General features: G+C 43.9%; 12 protein-coding genes. 8 read left to right on the top strand and 4 right to left on the bottom strand.

The window, feature by feature from the left end; translation table 11 throughout:
• Positions 1-94 precede the first annotated feature (94 nt).
• The 5 genes from MHN30_RS08975 (at position 95) to recD (ending at position 11,247) form a co-directional block, all read left to right on the top strand.
• Positions 95-1,135, top strand: a complete 1,041-nt coding sequence (locus tag MHN30_RS08975) for an alkene reductase (RefSeq protein ID WP_239359294.1) — start codon at positions 95-97, stop codon at positions 1,133-1,135.
• Positions 1,136-1,440: 305 nt separating this feature from the next.
• Positions 1,441-2,466 carry a GGDEF domain-containing protein gene (locus MHN30_RS08970; RefSeq protein ID WP_130164331.1) on the top strand — a complete coding sequence of 342 codons (1,026 nt, stop codon included), beginning with the start codon at positions 1,441-1,443 and terminating at the stop codon, positions 2,464-2,466.
• 126 nt (positions 2,467-2,592) lie between these two features.
• Positions 2,593-5,850 carry an exodeoxyribonuclease V subunit gamma gene (recC, locus tag MHN30_RS08965; protein WP_239359292.1) on the top strand — a complete coding sequence of 1,086 codons (3,258 nt, stop codon included), beginning with the start codon at positions 2,593-2,595 and terminating at the stop codon, positions 5,848-5,850.
• Complete coding sequence (recB, locus tag MHN30_RS08960) at positions 5,837-9,373, top strand: exodeoxyribonuclease V subunit beta (RefSeq protein WP_239359290.1); 3,537 nt, start codon at positions 5,837-5,839, stop codon at positions 9,371-9,373. The genes recC and recB overlap by 14 nt, the downstream gene beginning before the upstream one ends.
• The gene (gene recD, locus MHN30_RS08955; protein ID WP_239359288.1) at positions 9,370-11,247 is read left to right on the top strand and encodes an exodeoxyribonuclease V subunit alpha; all 1,878 of its coding nucleotides are present in this window, start codon (positions 9,370-9,372) and stop codon (positions 11,245-11,247) included. The genes recB and recD overlap by 4 nt, the downstream gene beginning before the upstream one ends.
• A 136-nt stretch (positions 11,248-11,383) precedes the next feature.
• On the opposite strand, the gene MHN30_RS08950 is transcribed toward recD, so the two are convergent.
• Entirely contained in the window at positions 11,384-13,570 is a 2,187-nt protein-coding gene (locus tag MHN30_RS08950) for a cation:dicarboxylase symporter family transporter (RefSeq protein WP_239359286.1), read from the bottom strand.
• Between the two features lie 94 nt (positions 13,571-13,664).
• On the bottom strand, positions 13,665-14,153 hold the full coding sequence (locus tag MHN30_RS08945; RefSeq protein ID WP_130126123.1) for a malate synthase: 489 nt from the start codon (positions 14,151-14,153) through the stop codon (positions 13,665-13,667).
• 145 nt (positions 14,154-14,298) lie between these two features.
• Here MHN30_RS08945 and MHN30_RS08940 point away from each other — a divergent pair, with 145 nt between their 5' ends.
• Positions 14,299-15,780, top strand: a complete 1,482-nt coding sequence (locus MHN30_RS08940; RefSeq protein ID WP_239359285.1) for a DUF3612 domain-containing protein — start codon at positions 14,299-14,301, stop codon at positions 15,778-15,780.
• Positions 15,781-16,281: 501 nt separating this feature from the next.
• Here MHN30_RS08940 and MHN30_RS08935 read toward each other — a convergent pair.
• Complete coding sequence (locus tag MHN30_RS08935) at positions 16,282-16,419, bottom strand: hypothetical protein (RefSeq protein ID WP_239359284.1); 138 nt, start codon at positions 16,417-16,419, stop codon at positions 16,282-16,284.
• Positions 16,420-16,432: 13 nt separating this feature from the next.
• On the opposite strand from MHN30_RS08935, the gene MHN30_RS08930 reads away from it, so the two are divergent.
• A complete protein-coding gene (locus MHN30_RS08930) occupies positions 16,433-17,824 on the top strand; it encodes a pre-peptidase C-terminal domain-containing protein (RefSeq protein WP_239359283.1) in 1,392 nt (463 codons plus the stop codon).
• Positions 17,825-18,064: 240 nt separating this feature from the next.
• Positions 18,065-18,520: a GNAT family N-acetyltransferase gene (locus tag MHN30_RS08925; protein WP_239359282.1), complete on the top strand. Its 456-nt coding sequence runs from the start codon at positions 18,065-18,067 to the stop codon at positions 18,518-18,520.
• A 55-nt stretch (positions 18,521-18,575) separates the two neighbouring features.
• Here MHN30_RS08925 and mnmC read toward each other — a convergent pair whose 3' ends face one another.
• The gene (gene mnmC / locus MHN30_RS08920; RefSeq protein WP_239359281.1) at positions 18,576-20,561 is read right to left on the bottom strand and encodes a bifunctional tRNA (5-methylaminomethyl-2-thiouridine)(34)-methyltransferase MnmD/FAD-dependent 5-carboxymethylaminomethyl-2-thiouridine(34) oxidoreductase MnmC; all 1,986 of its coding nucleotides are present in this window, start codon (positions 20,559-20,561) and stop codon (positions 18,576-18,578) included.
• Between the last annotated feature and the right edge of the window lie 14 nt (positions 20,562-20,575).

Here is a 20,575-nt window from a genome sequence, read left to right as displayed (position 1 = left end):
TTTTGATAACAATGAAAAAAATGTAAAGGTTTAACTTGAATAATGATTCAAGAATCCCTATCTTGAATGTATATTCAAATATGGAGAGACACGCATGCCACAGGTACTTTTTGAAAATGTTAAGCTAAATAACACGATATCACTCAATAATCGCATCTTGATGGCGCCATTGACGCGCTGTATGGCAGACGACGATCTAGTGCCTACCGATGACATGGTGAAGTACTACGCTAAGCGAGCCAAAGCAGGATTAATCATTAGTGAAGCGACGATTATTCGCCCTGATGGGCAAGGGTACCCGAATACCCCAGGTTTGTTTACACACGCACAAATTGCAGGGTGGAAAAAAGTAACAGATGCTGTACATGCCGAAGGCGGCAAGATGTTTGCGCAGTTGTGGCACGTTGGGCGTGTTGCGCACCCGTACTTCTTTGACGGAGAAGTCTTAGCACCGTCGGCTATTGGTATCGAAGGTTCAATTCCAAGAATGCGTGATTTAACCTACCAAACGCCAAAAGCGGCGACGAAGGAAGATATTACAAAACTCATTGCCGATTATGCCCAAGCGGCAGCAAACGCGATTGAAGCTGGTTTTGATGGAGTGGAAATTCACGGTGCCAATGGTTATTTAATTGATCAGTTCTTACATCACGCCGCGAATCAGCGTACCGATGAGTATGGTCAAACACCAGAAAATATGAGTCGATTTGCTCTGCAAGTCACCGATGCTGTCGCCGATCGTATTGGTGCCGACAGAGTGGGTCTGAGAGTGTCACCTGGTGCTTACTTCAACATGGATGGTGACCAAAGAGACAGAGCGGTATTTGATTTCTTAATCTCGGCATTAAACAGTCGCAACTTAGCCTATCTGCACGTGGGTATCTTTGATGACGCGATGGAGTTTGAATATTTGGGCGGCAGTGTCTCGGCTTATTTGCGTAGCATCTATAAAGGAACGTTAGTTGGTGTGGGGAGCTACACTGCAGCGTCAGGTGCAGAAGCGATTCAAAATCAACAATTTGATTTATTGGCGATTGGCAGACCGTTCATTGCCAATCCTGATTATGTGGAGAAGGTGAAAGCCGGTCAAGCCGTGAAAGAGTATGATGAGTCGATGCTCGCAACATTAGACTAAAACCAACCCATAAGTATGAATTTAGAGAAATGCCAAACACTTAAGTTTGGCATTTTTTTGTACATTGCATAAGCTTAAAGCAGGCGTCAGTGGTAAAGCGAAAACTTTTGATGCAAAAGTTGTCATCTTTATCAATTAAGCTTGAGAGCAGTTAAGTGTTTAACCCTCAAGTATTTGCTAATTAATAATCAACTGGATTGTAGCTTATTTTTTAACATTGATAGGAATAAAGGAGTACTTTGGAGTTTATTTGTTCGCTAAGTGTGTAATAATATGCCAGCAATGCAGTTGTGAGTGCGTCGGACATGCAAGAAGATTTACTAAATTCCGTTATCAAAATAACAAAAACGAGAGACGTTGATTCTCTCGAATACAGCTTAGTGTCTACTATTCAAGAGTTCATAGGCTGTAAAGAGGTCGCTGTTTATAAGGATCTGCTCGTTCCTGGAGAGATCGCGATAGAGAGAAGCTTGTTGCTAAGAAAACTGTCCGATAAGGAATTTGATTGGGAAGAGCGAAGCTTAGTTAAAGAGCCTGATAAGGAATTAATTTCTTGCTTGCAGTCAGCCTGTATCATTACGGTACAAGCGAAAGATGGCACCGAGCATCGTTGGGTGCCAATTAGCCTTCAAGAAAAGCCTGTTGGTGCGATAGCGGTTATCAGCACTGGGTTGTCGAGTGCAGATCAAGTACTACTTAATGCATTTTGCCGCATTTTTGAAAATTATCTCACCATTCTTCACGAAAACGAGCGCGATAAACTCACCGGACTACTGAATCGTCAAACGTTTGAAAAGCGCTTGAAACAACTGATTGAAAAGCAAGTTATCAAACAACATAAAACGGTATGGCATGGTGATGTGCGCTCGGTGCATAAAGGCGCAACCTCGTGGCTTGCTATCATGGATATCGATCACTTTAAAAAAGTAAACGATAACTACGGACATGTATGCGGAGATGAGGTTTTACTGTTATTAGCACAGCGTATGCGCCAGTTTTTTCGCTCCACAGACTTATTGTTTCGCTTCGGAGGCGAAGAATTTGTTCTGGTCTTTGAGCCAACCGATTACGATTCAATCAAAGCTAAGATGGACGAGTTTATGGAGCTGGTACGAAATACCCACTTCCCATTCGTAAAAAAGCTCACCGTCAGTGTCGGAATGTCTCGCATTAGCCCGTATGATTTCCCCATCACTGTGCTTGAAAACGCCGACAAAGCGCTTTATTACGCAAAAGATAATGGTCGCGATATGCTCTGTTTTTACGAAGAGTTGCTGTCTGAGCATAAAATTGAAGCGCCGGAAGAGAGCTCTGATATAGATTTGTTCTAACAGTTTATCTAAGAAGCGACGGTTGTCGCTTTTCTATTCAAGCGCACTCGCATTAACCTCAATAACTACCGCTTATAGGAAGATTCAGATACACTTAACACAGCGTTAAACTGCATGGCAGACAACATGTTACACATCATCCAATCGAATCGAATGGAAATCTTGCAGGCGCAACTCTGCACACTCATAAAATCAGCACCGCTCGCTAACCCTTTTGCAAAAGAAGTGGTGTTAGTACAATCTCCTGGTATGTCTGAATGGCTCAAACTAGGCATGAGTCAACATTTAGGAATAAGTGCACAGGTCGACTTTCCATTACCATCTAGCTTCATTTGGAAGCTATACCAAAATTTCATTGATGATGTTCCCAAGGAATCCGCTTTTAATAAAAGCAATATGACTTGGAAGCTATTTACGCTATTACCTGACTGCATTGATAAGCCTCAATATATTGCGCTTAAGCACTATTTAGGTGACGACCCGTCAGGAATTAAGCTATTTGCCTTGTGTGAAAAAATTGCCGACGTTTTTGACCAATATTTAATGTACCGCCCCCAGTGGATTGAATTTTGGGATCAGGGCCAAGATGCGCTTATAGATGTGGATGTTGAAGCCATCGCCCCTTGGCAGCCTGATCTCTGGCGTCGTTTAGTCCACCATGTTGAAGCACTTGAACAAAGTCCATATCACCGTGCCAACATGCACGATCAGTTACTGCAAGGGCTGGCCAATGCACCAGAAGGCAAACTTCCCGAGCGGATCTGTATATTTGGACTGTCGGCCATATCGACCAGTCAGCTTGATATTTTTCAAGCGCTTGGCCAAAAAACGAATGTATTTTTATTCTTTTTTAACCCCAGTGAACACTACTGGGGAGATTTAGTCGATGAGAAGACTCAAGCTAAAGTCGCTGCAAAATACGCCAAGATGCCAGAACTCGAAGCGAAAGACGGCGAGTATTACTACATTGGCAATCCACTCCTTTCTTCATGGGGAAAGCTTGGGCGTGACTATTTTGAGCAATTATTGCAGCTTGATGCCAGTTGGATAGATGGATTTGATGACGCGTTTGAGGACAGCCTGCTTGGCCAGGTACAGCAAGAGATCTATCAGTTGGCATTTAAAGGAGAGTCGTTAACCGCGGATCCAAATTGGTTTGTTTCGCAGCAGGGCAAGTTACCCATTATGGCCGATGATACCAGTATTGTTTTTCAGGATTGCCACACGCCACTACGTGAGGTCGAACGGCTCCATGATTATTTACTCAATCTGTTTGAACAAAATCCAAGCCTGACGCCTAAAGACATTATCGTCATGATGCCTGATGTGGGCACCTATTCGCCATTTATTAAAGCGGTGTTTGACAGCAGTGAAGATAGGCTAAGGATCCCCTATGCGATTTCCGATCTTGCAATCGAGCAAGAGCGGCCTATTTTAACGTCTTTTGTGACACTAACAGACTTACCCAATAACCGTTTTTGCGTGTCGGATATTCTCGATTTGTTGGGCGTTTTGCCGATAGCCGAACAGTTTAACCTTGAAAGTCATGAGTTTGACTTAATTCGCTATTGGCTTGATCAGGTCAGTGTTAAGTGGGGCTTAAATGACAGCCATAAAAGCGAATATGGCTTGCCAAAAATACCATTAAATACTTGGCAGCATGGACTCAACCGTTTGCTCTTAGGAGTTGCAACAAACGACGAACAGATGCCGTTCGCATCTATTTATCCCGCTGATGAAGTCGAAGGTATGTCGGTGGCGGTACTTAACAAGCTTATTGGCTTTGTTGATGCACTGATTAGGTTAAAGCGACAACTCAGCAGTGAAAAGACCTTATTGAGTTTCGCAGCAATTCTACGTGAAGCCATGGCGCTATTTTACTCGTCAGAATCTGAACAGAGTTGGGATTTACTAAAGCTTGAGCAGATTATAGAGAACATCGAAAAACACCATGAAAATGGCGATATTCAAGCGCCAGTCTCAGCAAAAATCTTAGCGTATTTGGTTAAGCAAGGCGTTAGAGAAAAAGGGGTTGGGCAGCGCTTTTTAGCCGGAGCGGTAAACTTTTGTACGCTGATGCCGATGCGTGCTATTCCATTTAAAGTGGTGTGTATGCTTGGTCTAAATGACGCGGACTATCCTCGTACCGTGCAGCCTATTGGTTTTGATTTAGTCGCACACTCCACGAGACGTAAAGGCGATCGCTCACGAAAACTAGACGACAGATACTTGTTCTTAGAAGCGTTACTCAGTGCCCGAGAAAACTTGTATATCAGTTATATTGGCCGCTCTTGTTTTAACAACGAAGCCCAAGTGCCATCCGTTCTAGTCAGCGAATTGACTGAATATCTAGATCGCAGCTTTTATTTTGAAGATATGCCAAAGCAGTCGCTTGTTACTCGATTAACTTCACAACTGCCATTACAACCTTTTAATCCCGAACATTTTAAAGCAGGCTCACTACAGAGCTATAATCGTACTTGGCTTTGGCAGCATAGAGCGGTGCAAGCTGATGAAATAAAACCGTTGGCACCAGTTTTAGACGCAGAAATTGAGTTTAGCGATTTGCTGCGCGGCGTTTGCGAGCCGCAAAAGTTATTTTATCAGCAAGCGCTGGGCATTAAACTTAAACCAATAGAAGCGTTAACACTCGATGAAGAGCCTTTTGCATTAGATGCATTGGAGCGCTATCAATATTTAGATGAAGTGCTAGATGCTCAGCTACAACAACAGCCCTTAAATCTTGAACAGATATTACAACGAGGCTCGCTGCCTCAAGCAAACATTGGCAAACTACAGCTAGAGGGGTTGCTCAGCCGCGTTGAACCTATGGTTAACGTATTGACCCCATTGCTTAATGAACCAAAGGAACCTCTAGAGCTAAAACTTGGTGTTGCAGAGCATATACTGGTTGGTTGGCTTGATTGTGTGTATGACAACAGGCAAGTGTATTACCGTAGCGCCAGTATTAAAGCCAAAGATTTGATTAAAGGGTTTTTACATCATTGCGCGGCCTGTGTAATGGGGCATGAAGTTACTACTTATATTGTTGGGCTAGATCAAAGCGTGCACTTTGCCGCTATTTCACAGCCGCAAGCACAGCAATATTTGGAGCAGTGGCTGGCTTTTTATAAGCAAGCACTGAGTGAACCTGTGGCATTTTTTCCAAGTTCTAGCATGGAATACGCCAAGACACAGGATATTAAAAAGGCTGTAAATAAATTTAAGCCGCAATATGTTGGTCGAGGAGAAGGGGAAGATCCCTATGTTCAATTATGCTTTAGCGATTTGTCAGCTCATGAAGCGTGTTTTTGTGCTCTTAGCCTTACTTTGTTAACACCTATTCTTGATGCCGCCGAGGAGGTACGCCATGGAGATGCTTAATCCCATTACTATGCCTCTAAGTGGCCAAAACCTAATTGAAGCCAGTGCAGGTACGGGGAAAACCTACACCATCACTGGTTTATATCTGCGCTATTTACTTGGCTTGCGTACATCTGATCAACAACATGAGCCGTTAAGCGTCGAACAGATCTTAGTGGTAACCTTCACAGAAGCGGCAACACAAGAGATAAAAGACCGAGTGAGAAAACGCATTATTCAAGCTCGAGACGTGCTACTAGGTGAAAACTGTAAAGATGAATTGATAGGTGCCATTTTGGCGCAAGTTGAAGATAAAAAGCGCACCTTTGATCTCCTTGATGCTGCCGCTAAGTCAATGGATGAGGCCGCGATATTCACCATTCACGGCTTTTGCCAAAGAATGCTGAAGCAACATGCTTTTGAGTCTAAGGTGGCATTTAATCTCGAGTTTATTCTCGACGAGAGCGAGCTGATTGACGCCGCGATGGCAGATCATTGGCGACGTTTTGTCTATCCACTAGATACAGAAAAAACACAGGCTGTGATAGAGCAATTTGCCACGCCATATGCATTGGCGAAGCAAGTTAGACCCTTATTAGCAAGAGAAAATGCCGAAATTAAACCCTCTGTTTCCTTAGATGCAGTGTTTGCAGCTCGCGAAAAATACCAAACATTAGCACTGTGGCTAAAGGCCGAAATAGTCAAAGCTGACTACATCAATGTGTTGAAAAACGCAGGACTGGCAGGCAATCGGGCACCTGGGCGAAAAGCTAATCTTCAAGCTCTGGAGGATTATGTCAACAGTGAGCAGTGGTGGTTTGAGTTTGGTAGCAGTAATCACTCCTTTGGACTTTGGGGCAGTGAAAGCCTTGCCGATGTTGCTCAATACAAAAAGAATACAACGCCGCTGGAGCATAAGCTCATTCGTCATTTTGATACCTTGGCAGAGCTCCATCAATTGGTCGGGAGTGGGCTTAAAATCGCGTTAGTGCAACAAGCGGTGACTGAGGTGAGAGCTTTGCTTCACGCCCACAAAGAAGAATATGGCTTGATCTCTCCCGACGATTTACTTAAGCAGCTGCATCAAGCGCTGCTAGGCGACAGTGGTGAGCGCTTAGCCGAAAAAATTGCACAGCAATATCCGGTTGCCATGATAGATGAGTTTCAGGATACCGATCCCATTCAATATGGGATCTTTAGCCGAGTTTATGCAAAGGAAAGTACCGCATTAACCTTGATAGGCGACCCAAAACAAGCCATTTACGGCTTTCGCGGAGCGGATATTTTTACTTATATCGGTGCAAAGCAAGGAGTTGCGCAAGACAGGCAGTATACGCTTGCAACCAATTATCGCTCCGATAGTGACGTGGTTGCCGCAGTGAATACGATATTTACTCGCCATCCCAATAGTTTTATCTACAACAAAGATATCCCTTTCATTGAGGTGAGCGCGCAAGGTAAAGCCGAGGATGCGCAATTTACTATCGCGTCTAAAAAGTCGTCAGCTCTGCGCTTCAGTGTATTACCAAATGAGGATGAAGCGCTTAACAAAAGCGCCGCGCAAGCGCGGCTAAGTCAGGCGTTCGCAGGTCGAGTTGCAGCGCTTATCGAGCATGGGCAGTCGGGGATTGCGAAGATTGGCGAAAACCCAGTTGTGCCAGCGGATATCTGTGTTTTAGTTCGCGACCGCATAGAAGCGAGCTTGATCAAACGAGCCTTAAATCAACTCGATATTGCCAGTGTGTACCTTGCCAGAGATAGTGTATTTAGGCAGCCGTTAGCAATTGCCTTGTATCAACTGCTTGATGTACTGCACGGGAGTTACGACGAAGCGGCGCTCAGAGGCGTGCTTGCGGGACCATTATTTTATTTAAACAATCAAGCGCTATACGACTTGCAGTTTAATGAGCAGCAGTGGCAAGGTTATTTGCAGTTATTTAGTGAGTTAACACAGCTTTGGTATCGCTCTGGTGCAATGGCGATGCTGGAACACTTATTGATAACTTGTGAGCTGCCAGTGATTTGGCAGCAGCAGGGAATGGAAGTGGAGCGTTGGCTAACTGACTTCCGTCATTTGGCTGAGCTTTTACAGCATAAGCAATTAGAGCTCGATGGCACGGGTCGTGTGTTACGTTGGTTTTTATCGCAGCTAAATAACGCCCAGAGTGACAGCAGCCAAATTCGCTTAGAGAGTGATGCCAACCTGGTAAAAATTGTGACCATGCACGCATCAAAAGGTTTGGAGTATCCGATTGTCTTTATGCCATTTGTGCTTGGGTTTCGTGAACCTGATACCTTAGTTTATCACCAAGGGGATAAGCTAGTTGTCGACCTTGAAGCCAGTGACGACGCCAAAGAAAAAGCAGAGCAAGAACGACTGGCTGAGGATATTCGCTTACTTTACGTTGCGCTGACGCGTGCGGTGCATTATTGCGAGCTTGGGCTTTACGACATTCAACAAGGGCGCAGTAAAAAGTCTGCGCTGCACAAAACGGCTTTAGGATTTGCTTTGTTTGGCACGGAAACCTTCGACAGTGCTGAGGCTTGGCAAAGTGCCTTAAGCCAGTTGTGTAAAGCACATGTGGCAATGGAATATGTAAGATTAGATGAAATCACCACGCCACAGCAAGCGATAAACACTAAACTTGAAGACAAGCCTCTAGCTTTGTCAGCGAAAACCTTCAGCGGTCAGATTGAACGCCACTGGCGTACTACAAGCTTTAGCCAGCTAAGCTATCACACGCATCATGGTGATAAACCAGCTGGGGCCGTGGACGAAAACCATTTACTGGACTTACCTGAGCAGCGTCAAGAGCGGGAAAAAACCTCTTATACTTTTCCTAAGGGCGCCAAGCCGGGTAGCTGTTTGCACGAAATCTTTGAGCTCATAGATTTTACCGCACCGCATTCCCCTAAAAACGAAGATAAGTTTACGCTGACTGAAGCGGTCTCTAAGTCTTTGGATAAGTTTGGTATTGCGACGGAATGGCAAGAGACAACAGAGCGTTGGATAACAAGCTGTTTGGCAGCACCACTTGCACCACATCCTCATTTACAACTTGGTGTCTTGCCACCGGACGACTGCATTGTTGAAATGGAGTTTTATTTGCCACTGAAACCACTCAGTGCGGTGAAGTTGAACAAGATCCTCAGTGATATCACTGGACAAAAGTCGTTTTTAAACTTTGATGATGTAAAAGGCATGCTGAAGGGGTTTATCGACTTAATCTTCAAGTGGCAAGGGCAGTTTTTTGTTCTCGATTACAAGTCCAACTACCTTGGTGATAGCCCAGAAGATTATCACTACGATAACCTCAATGCCGCGATGTCGTCTCATCAGTATCATTTGCAGTATATGATTTATACCGTGGCACTTCACCGCTTGTTAAAACAGCGCCTTGTGGACTATAACCCTGAGCAGCATTTGGGCGGGAACTACTATTTGTTCTTACGCGCATTACCGGACAATCAGGGGATTTTCTTCAATCAGTTAAGCGTAGAGCAGGTGTTAGAATTAGATGCATTATTTGAGGAGTCTGTATGAGCCAGTTGAGTATGGACTTTGAGGCATTCGATCATCATAGCTTTATAATGTTATTGCTTGAACATAAACGAGTTGGTAAAGCCGATATCGCGTTAGCCAAGTTGCTGAATCAGCAAGGCTACGACGATCACTTCTATGTATTTTTACTATTATTAATCGCTCATGGACGTCAGCATAGTTGTTTAGAGTTAGACAGTATTAATTACCAGGATCCGTTTGAGCTCAGCTACGCGGTTGCGGATGGATCTGTAGAGTTGTCGCCATTTTCAAGCACAGGTATAGCCTTTGCTGCGCTCGCACAGCATCCTGCGATCGGTGAAGATAAGCCGCTTCGGCTATACGGTAATAAGCTCTACTTGGCGAGATTAGCAAATTATGAAGCAAGGCTTGCGGGACACTTTGAAATGTTGGCAAAAGCCAATGTTACGCTGGACGAAGCAAAACTGAGTGCACTGTTGGCGTCGTTTTTTCCAGCCAGTGAAGAAGACATTGATTGGCAAAAAGTAGCTTGTACACTTGCTATCATTAAGCGATTTTGTGTCATCACGGGCGGCCCCGGTACGGGAAAAACCACGACGGTCACAAAACTGCTTGCGATTTTGCAATCGCTTTATAACAGTGCGCCGTTGACCATCAAGCTAGTGGCGCCAACCGGCAAAGCGGCTGCGAGGCTCAGTGAGTCAATTATCGGTGCGAAAGCGAGGTTAAATCTGCCGCCAGCGCTTGCTGATTTACTGCCGGAGCAGGCGCAAACTATTCATCGCTTGTTAGGCGTTATTCCTAATAGCGTGCACTATCGTCACAATCAAGATAACCCGCTGCATGTTGATGTGCTGATTGTTGACGAAGCATCCATGGTGGACTTATCGCTTATGGCAAAACTGGTGGATGCATTACCAAAACATGCACGGCTTATTTTACTCGGCGATAAAGATCAGCTCGCATCGGTAGACACCGGTAACGTACTCAGCGACTTATGTGAAAACTTAACGCTTGGGCAAGCACCACATTACAGTCAGGCACTGAAAGCAAAGCTAGCTGAGTTGAGTAAACAAAACTTGCCTGAATCGGGTGATACCAGCGCTGACTTTATGTTGGAAGATAATCTGGCGTTTTTACAAAAAAGTCACCGTTTTGACAGTCGAAGTGGGATTGGTCAGTTAGCATTTGCCGTAAATAGTAACAATAAGCGGCAATTAGACAGCGTGCTGGGGCAAGGTTATAGCGATATACAGCATCATGAATTAAATAGTGAAACCTACAATGCCCTAATTGCTAGAGCGGCGGAGCAATACCAACGATACCTGCTTGCCATTCATAATGGTGAGAGTGAGGCCATAATTCATAGCGAGTTTGCCAGTTATCAATTGCTTGCGGCCGTGAGAGAAGGCCCTTACGGTGTGAACGAGTTAAATCGCAGAATAGAGCTTAAGCTTAGTCAAATGGGATTAGTGCAACCGACAGGGCGCTTTTACGTTGGTATGCCCATTATGATCACCCAAAATGATTACCAGTTAAAATTGTTTAACGGCGATATCGGGATCATTTTACGCGATGAACAGGGTGAGCTACAGGCATCATTTATTGATGAACAGGGCAGCGTTAGGCGCTTTTATCCTGCCAGATTGCCGAGCTTTGATAGAGTGTATGTAATGACTATCCACAAATCGCAAGGCTCTGAGTTTGCTTACACGGCAATGATACTACCACCCATTCAACGTGCGCAGCAGGGGATAAATCGTCAGCTTATTTATACTGGGATCACCCGAGCTAAACAGCAGTTTGAATTGGTGGCACAATATAAAGTATTAGTGCAGGGTATGAATCGAAGTGTCAGTCGCAGTAGTGGTTTGCGAAGTCGGTTATCAAATTGATGAATTTTTTGTTAAAAACTTGTTTTATTTTGTGGTTTAGCTAAGGTTAAAGTGAGCTTGAAAGCTAGCTCGCCCAGTGAGTAGACTTGCCGTCAGTTAACGTGTTAACTGACGGCGTTTTTTTATTCCGTTGGTATTAGAACTTTAGTTTATCAATAAGTGTGTTAGGGTCGATTTCCAGTTCATCCATTAACGACCAGCGAGTTTGCTTTTGTACACTACCTTTTCCTAAGATCCAGTAATCATAAGTTTTTTCAATACGGCCATTGGTATGCTGGATAGTCAGCCAAGCATTTACATAACTCAGTAGATCTTGATTGCGCTTGGCGACAGCGAATCCAACGGGGTATTTCAAGCTCGCTCCTTCCGGCACCACAACACCAAATTCAGGGTAGAACATGCTCCATGCAAAGCCCGCCTCTGCGCTGATCACTAAGGCGTCATATTTTGCTGGGTGCTTAAAATAGCTTTGCAAATTGTTAATGCTGGATACTTTTACCTTAGGGTTTTGCTGCGCCAATTGTTTGAGTAGCGGAGCATACTCAACGTGGGCTAAATTCAGCTTATCAAGCGTAAGCAGGGCTGACTTGTCAGCAAACTTCTTCAAATCATGATCTTTGGCCAAGAGCGCCAGTTGCAGCTCCAACACCTTGTCACTAAAGCGCACGCTTTGTAAGTCGGCAATATTAATTTCAAGGCCGGACATTGCAATATCGAAATATCCCTTGTTGAGATACTCTGCCAGTTGTGGCTTTTTAAAAGGAATAAACTCGATTTTAACCCCAAGGTCGGATGCGAGCCTATGTGCGAGGCTGACATCAAAACCCACTAACTGGTCTTTTTGATTAAAGTAACTAAACGGCACATTATCGATAAGATATCCAACACGCAGCAAGTTACGTTTTTTAATCACATCGATATTTGTCAAAGACAACTCACCACTTTGGTATGCTTTAGGGACATAGCTAAGCACATGAGCAGGGACGGTATCCGAGATCACCATATTAGCTATAGCCTCATCGGCCGATTTAGTTTGCTTACCGAGGTAATTATTTGCTGTAAAACTCAACAACATAAATGCTGGGAGTAGTGCAGATAGTAGCGTTAAATAATAAACCGAGCGCACGCGTTTTAGGTGTAATTGTCTGCGGTTGATGAAAATACATAAAAATACAAATGCGAAGATATATACCACAGTGGTCGGTGAAACCACTTTTGCGGTGAGTACTGACATCGATAAATATAACTGATAAGTATCAGCCGGGACACGCAAGGTATCGAGCAAATAGGGAATCGCGATATGTACGTTTGCAAAGTAACTTAACATCGCCGATAAAGACACATTAGGAATTTGTTCGATGCCGATTTGGTTGCCGGTAAGCCATGCTGCAAAAGAAACAAAAATGAGGGTCGTAAGCTTTCCTAAACTCGGGAAGGTATAAGCGATAGGCACTAACACCTCAGCGGTGTGATCAGAGCTTTCGTCGCTTTGTTTTATTTTGCGTAAATGATCTTTGATCCCCTCGGTGATCACCGGCAATACAATAAAAACGTTTCCGGTACTAAATGCGGTGATCCATGCATTGCGCATAACCATGATGAGGTCGCGGTACTTAACAGGGGTGAGTGCAGCAACAAGCATAGGGAGTAGTACTAACATCAAGTACACGCCGACACATAAAACGACAACCCAGTACACTTGCAATTCAGACAGTTCTTCTGCGCTCATGGTGCCAGCGGTGCTTGCTGTCATCGCAAAAATGCCGATAGGGAAGATGGCAATGATCTTCTTGGAAATCACCGACAGACCTTGACCAACGACTTCTAACACATCGAGTAAACGGTTTTTCTTTTGATTAGAAATAAGCGCCATGCCTAGCGCAATACAAAATATGACTAAGGCCGGTACATTTCCTTCTGCCATAGAAGCAAAAGGATTAGAGGGAATATAATGTTTAACGAAGTCTACTTCGGGAGCTGCGGCGACCAATGCTGGGGAGAAAAAGGTCCCGGCATCATGCGCTGGTAATGTCATAATAAAGCACCAGATCACAGCAAGACCTACCACCCAAATGGAGATCATGACTAGCGCTGCTTTTGCAAGAATGCTTTTAACTTGTTCGGGATTAAATTTCCCTAAACCCACGATAAGGCTGACGACAATATAAGGGAGAATGGTGATTTGCATCAGGTTTACAAAACCTGTACCAATAGGTTTTAAAAATGATAACCGTTCACCGAAAACTAAACCAGCAAAAATGCCAAGTATGAGCGCCCAAAGCATCCAGTTAATGTTTTTTAGAAAATTAAGCAATTTAGTCATGTGCTCAGTCGAAAAAAGAGCGGTATTTTAATTAGCTTAGCTTAAAACTTACTGAATGTTTGAGCGATTTGATTACAAATTATCGAGTGTTTACTCAAAGTTCATAATCATCCCCATTTTTGGCACGATAACAGGCTTTTCCTGCTGGTTGTTGCACGCCGTGATAAAAGCTCATCCATAGTTTTTGTAGCTGGGTTTTAGTCTTTTTACCAACCACAGACGCCAGTGGTGTTTCGACGATAATATCTTCGATATGAGCGCTATCAAATTGGCCGAGCATTCCGGTGCGATTGAAAGTAATTTCAATATGTAAGCCATCCTCCTGTTTTAACAAAATAGCTTCCGGTGTTTCACGGTGACCGCAAAGCGCGACGAATTGGCTACAATTTTTTAAACCGCAATGGGTGCCGTTGGCAAAAAACGCAAGCAGGTGATTGTAGTAAACCACATAGTCTGTCACCTCCATGTGTGAGCCAAACTCTAAAGGACATTGTTCATCAAGATACTGTTTTGCCAGCATTGACTGTTGCGCTTTCGTATCGTCAATTGGTTGCTCTGTATGCGGTTGTAATTGCGCTGCCATGATCCACCTCACTTGTTCATGTTGTCATAAATTGGGAAATATATTCTGGTTGTTTCGTGTACATTTTGAGTGTAAGTTAAATATTCAAATAATTTCACAAAAAGAATTTCACAGTGTGAATTTCACAAAAATGGGGTGTGAAATCATGGCAAAAGTTGCAAGCTTAATTAGAAAGTCTCACTTTTTGGGTACTAAAATAAGAAATCTAAGAAAGCGTAACCATCTGACTTTAGAAGACTTATCGGCTCGATGCGTTAAGCAAGATCCAGCCAGCGCGCCTTCCGTTTCTTACCTATCAATGATTGAAAGAGGCCAGCGTACGCCAAGCGAAGCGATGCTCGAAAACTTCTCCACTGTATTTCAAAAACCGATTGAGTGGTTTTTAGACAGTCAACCAGAAGCGCCGGAGATTGCGCCAGATAAAGGCAATTTCGGTGGGGTAGTGGGGATGGCTTTAGAGCCCAACTTTCTATTTGCCAAAGAGATATTACAAATTGCGATCCCAGAAATGCTGTCCCAAGCGGGGATCAGTGGTAGGCAGTTTGCTCACCTTTTGATCCGCGCCCACCAAGAGCACCATCAAAACCACTTTCCTGATTTAGAGCGAGCAGCCGATGAAGTGGGAGGTAAAAATCTCTATCTCAGTTGTGATGACCTCATGGCAATTTTGCTAGCAAAAGGTCGAAAAGTGGAGTGGTTTGAGCAATCTTCGCCTGACGGAGAGGGGATGATCACTTCTTATTTCAAAGAGCCAAACATAGTGTTTATAAATCGCGCGTTGCACGCACATCCCGCGAGAATGAAATACGATTTAGCCGTTCATATTGGGCATGCCGTGCTTCACAATAGTGAGGGTTTAGAATGTGTACTTACTACTGGAGAAAGTCGTAAAAGTAACGATAACCCCGATCATGATACTCCAAATGCCCAAGATATTTTGAGCGCGTGGCAGGATTTTGAATCGAGCTTCTTCGCAGGGGCCTTATTGTGTCCCCGTACACCATTTCGGCAGTTACTCGAAAGCCGAGGTTACGATGTACGTGTCCATGAGCAACTTGGTATTTCTGCTTCCGTCGCAATGCGCAGAATGACATCGGTTTCACCTTATCCACATTGGCATTATTTTGATGCTTATCAAGCAGGTAAACTCAAGGCGGTGTATCGGGGCAATGGCATTCCTTTACCTTGGGGTAATATGCGTAGCGTTGCCGATCCGTGTCAGCACTGGGCCGTATTTCGTAAATTTCATGATGATAGTAATAGTGCCAGTGCTCAGCTTTCGATCCTGAATGTTAATGGCAAACCGCGTCTGTATTGCTGTGAGTCAGTAAAAATCGTTGATGTAGCGAATCGTCCAAGGGTGCTGTGCGCGGGTCTTGATCTCAATCCTGCTATTAATGCACAAGGAATTGATGCTGACGCCTTGATTGGAGAATTGCAACAAGCTTGTATTAGCCATGGTGGCGCGAGTGTGGTGCCCTATCATATGAAAACCCAATTACTCCGTGTTGCCAAGATTTTAAATATCCAGTGGATTGAAAGAGGGCTTGAGGGCTCTGTTAGGGTGATTTGTACTCGAGGAAAAAGCTGTCCAAGAAAGCCGAGCTGTTATGTCGAGAGTCCGTAATTGACGCCATTCGATGATTGTTTTGTTGAGTTTTTGATAATAAAAGTTGAAAAGGTGGGCGTTGCATGCCATATTTTTTAAGCGGGTTGTTTACATCTGCTTAATACTCATTCTTTTAACTATCATCTAGGAGACGTAAATGTTCATCTACAACAAACAACGCCCTAGTGATCTGCATGAATGTTCCGTTAATTACCACTTGAGTGAGTGGTTCGACGAATAGCCTCACCTGAATTTCAATTCTATTCCCACCGACAATTTGTTGGTCGGGTTTTATCACGTTCCGTATCAATGCGAATGTAAGCTCTAATGCTAATTGCGTTTAGGTTTTTCAAAAAACCAAATTAATAATACCAGTTGTATTAAGTAAATGATCTATCTTGAAGCGGGGAAATAGCTTTAGTAGCAAGGCAAAAATTTTGCTATTTAGTTGTTCTAAATGAGAAATTTTTAACGAAGCTAATATGCTATTTCACCCTTCAAATTGATTAGAGAATTAATTCAATTGGTATAAGGCTTACTTCTGCACTTTTGGCCATCGCCACCTGTGTATAAGTTGCCGTGGGCGCTTCGTGCAAATACCAGTGCGGCAGCGTAGCTTTGCAATGCAACGGTACGGATCATAGAAACATATATCATTCAGGTAAATACTATGAAAAACAATAACATTCTATTTGTATCACTAGCTGCTTTAATGCTTGTTGCAAGCCATAGCTATGCTTGCTCAACGACTGAAACTGAATCTAACGACAGCGAAGGTAATGCCAATAGTGGAGTGTGTAATAACACGACAATTAGCGGCGAGTTATCCAGAGGTGATATCGACTGGTTTACTTTTGATGTGGCGGCGCCAGGTTCGATAGATATCTCGCTAGACCATAGCTCTGGTGATGATTTTGACTGGTTCTTATATCAAGAAACAGGCTCAGCAGTTGTCAGTAGAGAAACGAGTCAAATACCAGAAACGGGGAGCTTTTATGCTGAGACTGCAGGTACTTATTATATAAAGCTAACGCGATATAGTGGCTCTGGTTGGTATGATTTGATTGTGAATTTTGTCCAAGGTGAAACTCCTCCGCCGCCAACTGGAGAGTGTAATTACGGTATTCGTCCGTCAAAACCTGGGGCATTAAAGGCTTATCTTGCTGGAAATAGCTCAGACACGTGCAACACGCTCACACCGGATAACGGTGCCACGCTCCTAATGGGAGGGGGAACCGATGTTGATAATGCTTTTAGCCAAAGAGTAGCTCCTCATATTGGTAATGGTGCTGATGTGGTGGTACTGCGTACTTCCGGCACGGACGCGTACAATGATTACTTACTTGGTCTGATGGCGGCAGATTCAGTTGAGACGTTAATTATTGATTCTGTTAGTAAGGCTAATGACCCTTATGTTGATTGGGCGATTCGCAGTGCCGAGTTTGTCTGGTTTGCTGGAGGCGATCAGTCTGATTATCTAAATAAATGGCAAGGAACTTCTGTCCAAAGCGCGGTGCAGCACGTTTTTGATAAGGGAGGTGTTGTTGGTGGTACATCAGCTGGAATGGCGTTACTGGCCGACAGTATTTACGATCCTGATGGTGTGCTCGGTGCTATCTCCAGTGAAGTAGTAACCGATTTTTGTCACGAAACACTGAATTTTAGTAGTCGGTTTGTTTCTATCCCCATGCTAGACAATGCGCTAACAGACACGCACTTTGCTGAGCGTGACAGAATGGGACGTGCAGCCGTATCTTTAGCTCGCCACAGTAGTAACTATTTTAATATTGCAGCGAGTGAAGCAACATCAATTTTCATCAATAGCGAAGGCGAAGGGATCGTGGATGGCAGCGCTGAAGTTTATATTCTCAAAGAAACAGCACAAACTAAAAGAACAGCACTTGCTTGCGGTCAAGCAGTACAATATCAAGACTTTTTGCGAGTTAAAGTGTTGCCGGGGCAGAGTTACAACATCTACACCCATACACATAGTAGCAGTGAACTCGCGGTTTCCATTAACGGAAACTTGAGTAACTTTTATTTACCCAATAACCCGTATTAAGCGGCTAAATACAATTACTTTTCTGACTTAATATTAGCCAAAACCCAATACCGTTGTCGGTATTGGGTTTTATATCCGGAGTAAAAGCACCGTGCTAGAGTCGGGTGATATTTTTGATCTATGCATTTTAGTTAGTTCATTTCTAATTCCAAGTTCAGATGAAATAGTAATTTTGTCTGTTTAACTTTGTGCACTATTGCTGTAAGTTACGCCGACTAATTCTGAGTAAAGGTCGGTATTTTGGAAATTCGTCAAGTAGTGGGTTCATTAACACAAGTCTATTTTAATTTGGTGCAAGCATATGAAGCTGAGTTTTCAGTGTTGACGGAAAAATTACCAGATAGTAACGGTTTATTTCAGATAGATACGCCAATAGATGAGCAGCACCTTGGCTACTTGGCATATGAAAATGACCACCCGGTTGGCTTTATCAATATTTTTAAAGCGCAAAATACCTTTGAGGTGTGTGAGTTTTATATTGTGCCTGCAGCGAGAAAACGCAAACTTGGTTCTTCGTTTATGTCCAAAATATGGCAAATGTATCCTGGGCATTGGCAAGTCAAGCAAATTCAAGGCGCAGATCACGCGATCAATTTTTGGCGCAACGCATTGACGTTAAACGGTATCGACTATAGCGAATCTCAATATCAAGACGACTATTGGGGTGTCGTAAATAGACAGGTCTTTACCGTGTAATGGGTGTATATCGATTAAGGCATAATATCTAGGTGATGTTATGCCTTAGCCATTATTAGATTTTACTTCTAATTAAATCCCTAACGAGCAATCTGGCTGGGTGGATTGCCTGATGTACTCGCTCGCTTAAAGGCCTTGCTTCGCCAAGTAGAGTTGCAACTAAGTGCTCAGTTGCAAGTGGAGCACTGCACAGTCCTCTTGCGCCAAAACCGGTAACAATATGAATTCCTTGATAGGGTAGTGCTGGCTTCCCAAAACCGTAGTGTTTTCCCTTCCTTAAATTAGCAAACGCCGAGCAAAACTCATCGTTATGCTGGACTTGACCAAGCATAGGCAAATGATCGTTAAAACAGCAACGTACCGCGGCTTTTGCTGAGGTAATCTCGCCAAGACTCGCGGCTAAATCCGTGTCTTTATAAAAGCGTTCAAGCTGGGCGCGGTTAACTGCATCATCTTCGGCTTTCACCTCTCGGCTTTTGCTATTTTTTTCAAATGTCGCACCCATACAATGCTGCCCATTCATTGCGGGAGTAAAGTACCCTTTATGGCAAAGTACGGTATTGAGTTTTTGTGATTCTTCTCCAGCATCAACATGAGAGACCTGACCGCGAACGCCGTGTATAGGAATATGTTTGGTTTGCTCGAATCGGTCAGAGTGCTCACCGCCACAGACAAAGACATCTGAAAACGGCCCAAATGTATTATCTTCACTGTGTAACAGCCAGCCGCTCTCAGTTTTTTCAAGCTTTTGTATATCAGTATTAAAATGAGTCGAAACCGCTTTGAATGCGTGAGCTGCATCAAACACTGCTTTCGTTACCTCTGCCGGGTTTAGCCAGCCAGCCTCTGGAATATAAAGTCCACCGTAGGGCAGTGTGGTATTCGCTATGACTGAAGCCTGCTTGGCATCAACGGCATGAATTAAGTCATGCGGCCAAGTTGCTTTTTCAGCTAAGTTTTGGTGCTGCGTTTGTTTGGCTTCACTAACGGACTGCAAGAGTACGCCACACCAATCGTGTGCGAATTGGTAGCCTGTATTTGCAATATGCTGATAAAGGCGCTTTGCATATAAAAAGCTGTGGGCGTATAGCTCGCTCGGTGGCGTGTGATCTGCTTGCAGGTTTGGATATAGCGCGCCTTGGCGATTGTGAGAAGCACCTTTGGCTAACGCGTCGTCTTGGCAAAAAAGTGTTGCGCCAAGATTACGTTTACCAAGATGATACAACAAACAACTTGAGGCAATACCGCCGCCAATAATAGCGATACTCTCTAGCTTACGCGGTGTGGTGCTGTAATACGCTGGAGTATTGGAGTTTTTATTGGCACGGCTCAGCGTTCCAACCACCATTTCGCGTTTGCGACCAAACCCTTTGACTTTTTTGCACGCAAAGCCGGCGTCTTGTAGTCTTCTGCGGACAAAACCCGCTGCGGTAAATGTTGCAAAAGTAGCGCTATCTCGGCTCATATTGGCCATGGCATCAAATAAGCTTTGTTGCCACATATCTGGGTTTTTACTCGGTGCAAAGCCATCTAAAAACCAAGCATCGACAAATCCGGTTTGTTCAAAACTTAGTTGTGGTAAATTATCGTGAATATCACCAAACCATAAATCTAAGGTCACTTGACCATTGTCAAACTCTAGGCGATGGCATCCTTCAAGGGCCATCGGGTATTGTTGGCAAAGTTTTTCGGCGAGCGGGGCAAGCGTAGGCCAAGCTTGTAGCGCTTTAACTAAATCATCAATATGGATTGGATATTTCTCAAATGTGACAAAGTGAAGTTGGTTAACGCATGCGTCTTTGCTACGTTGGTTGAAGTGATACCAAGCGTTGAGAAAGTTTAATCCAGTACCAAAACCAGTTTCTGCGATGACAAATCGGTCTTTGCCATGATTTTGTAACCGCTCGTCGATATGGTTCTGAGTATAAAAGACGTAATGTGACTCAGCTAACCCATCATCGTTGGAAAAATAGACATCGTCAAAACTATCGGCAACAGGGGTGCCAGCATCGTTGAAGTGTATTTGAGCGTTTTTTATCATGAAAGACTCTATGT

Source organism: Pseudoalteromonas sp. OF7H-1 (genome assembly GCF_022347825.1).
Lineage (GTDB): Bacteria > Pseudomonadota > Gammaproteobacteria > Enterobacterales > Alteromonadaceae > Pseudoalteromonas > Pseudoalteromonas maricaloris.
This window is presented reverse-complemented; position numbering and strand designations above follow the sequence as displayed.

What these genes read in the sequence shown, in the direction of transcription:
- mnmC (WP_239359281.1), bottom strand. Translation starts at nt 20,561, where the DNA reads ATGATAAAAAACGCTCAAATACACTTCAACGATGCTGGCACCCCTGTT.
- MHN30_RS08930 (WP_239359283.1), top strand. Translation starts at nt 16,433, where the DNA reads ATGAAAAACAATAACATTCTATTTGTATCACTAGCTGCTTTAATGCTT.
- MHN30_RS08975 (WP_239359294.1), top strand. Translation starts at nt 95, where the DNA reads ATGCCACAGGTACTTTTTGAAAATGTTAAGCTAAATAACACGATATCA.
- MHN30_RS08945 (WP_130126123.1), bottom strand. Translation starts at nt 14,153, where the DNA reads ATGGCAGCGCAATTACAACCGCATACAGAGCAACCAATTGACGATACG.
- MHN30_RS08935 (WP_239359284.1), bottom strand. Translation starts at nt 16,419, where the DNA reads ATGATATATGTTTCTATGATCCGTACCGTTGCATTGCAAAGCTACGCT.
- recD (WP_239359288.1), top strand. Translation starts at nt 9,370, where the DNA reads ATGAGCCAGTTGAGTATGGACTTTGAGGCATTCGATCATCATAGCTTT.
- MHN30_RS08940 (WP_239359285.1), top strand. Translation starts at nt 14,299, where the DNA reads ATGGCAAAAGTTGCAAGCTTAATTAGAAAGTCTCACTTTTTGGGTACT.
- recC (WP_239359292.1), top strand. Translation starts at nt 2,593, where the DNA reads ATGTTACACATCATCCAATCGAATCGAATGGAAATCTTGCAGGCGCAA.
- MHN30_RS08950 (WP_239359286.1), bottom strand. Translation starts at nt 13,570, where the DNA reads ATGACTAAATTGCTTAATTTTCTAAAAAACATTAACTGGATGCTTTGG.
- recB (WP_239359290.1), top strand. Translation starts at nt 5,837, where the DNA reads ATGGAGATGCTTAATCCCATTACTATGCCTCTAAGTGGCCAAAACCTA.
- MHN30_RS08970 (WP_130164331.1), top strand. Translation starts at nt 1,441, where the DNA reads ATGCAAGAAGATTTACTAAATTCCGTTATCAAAATAACAAAAACGAGA.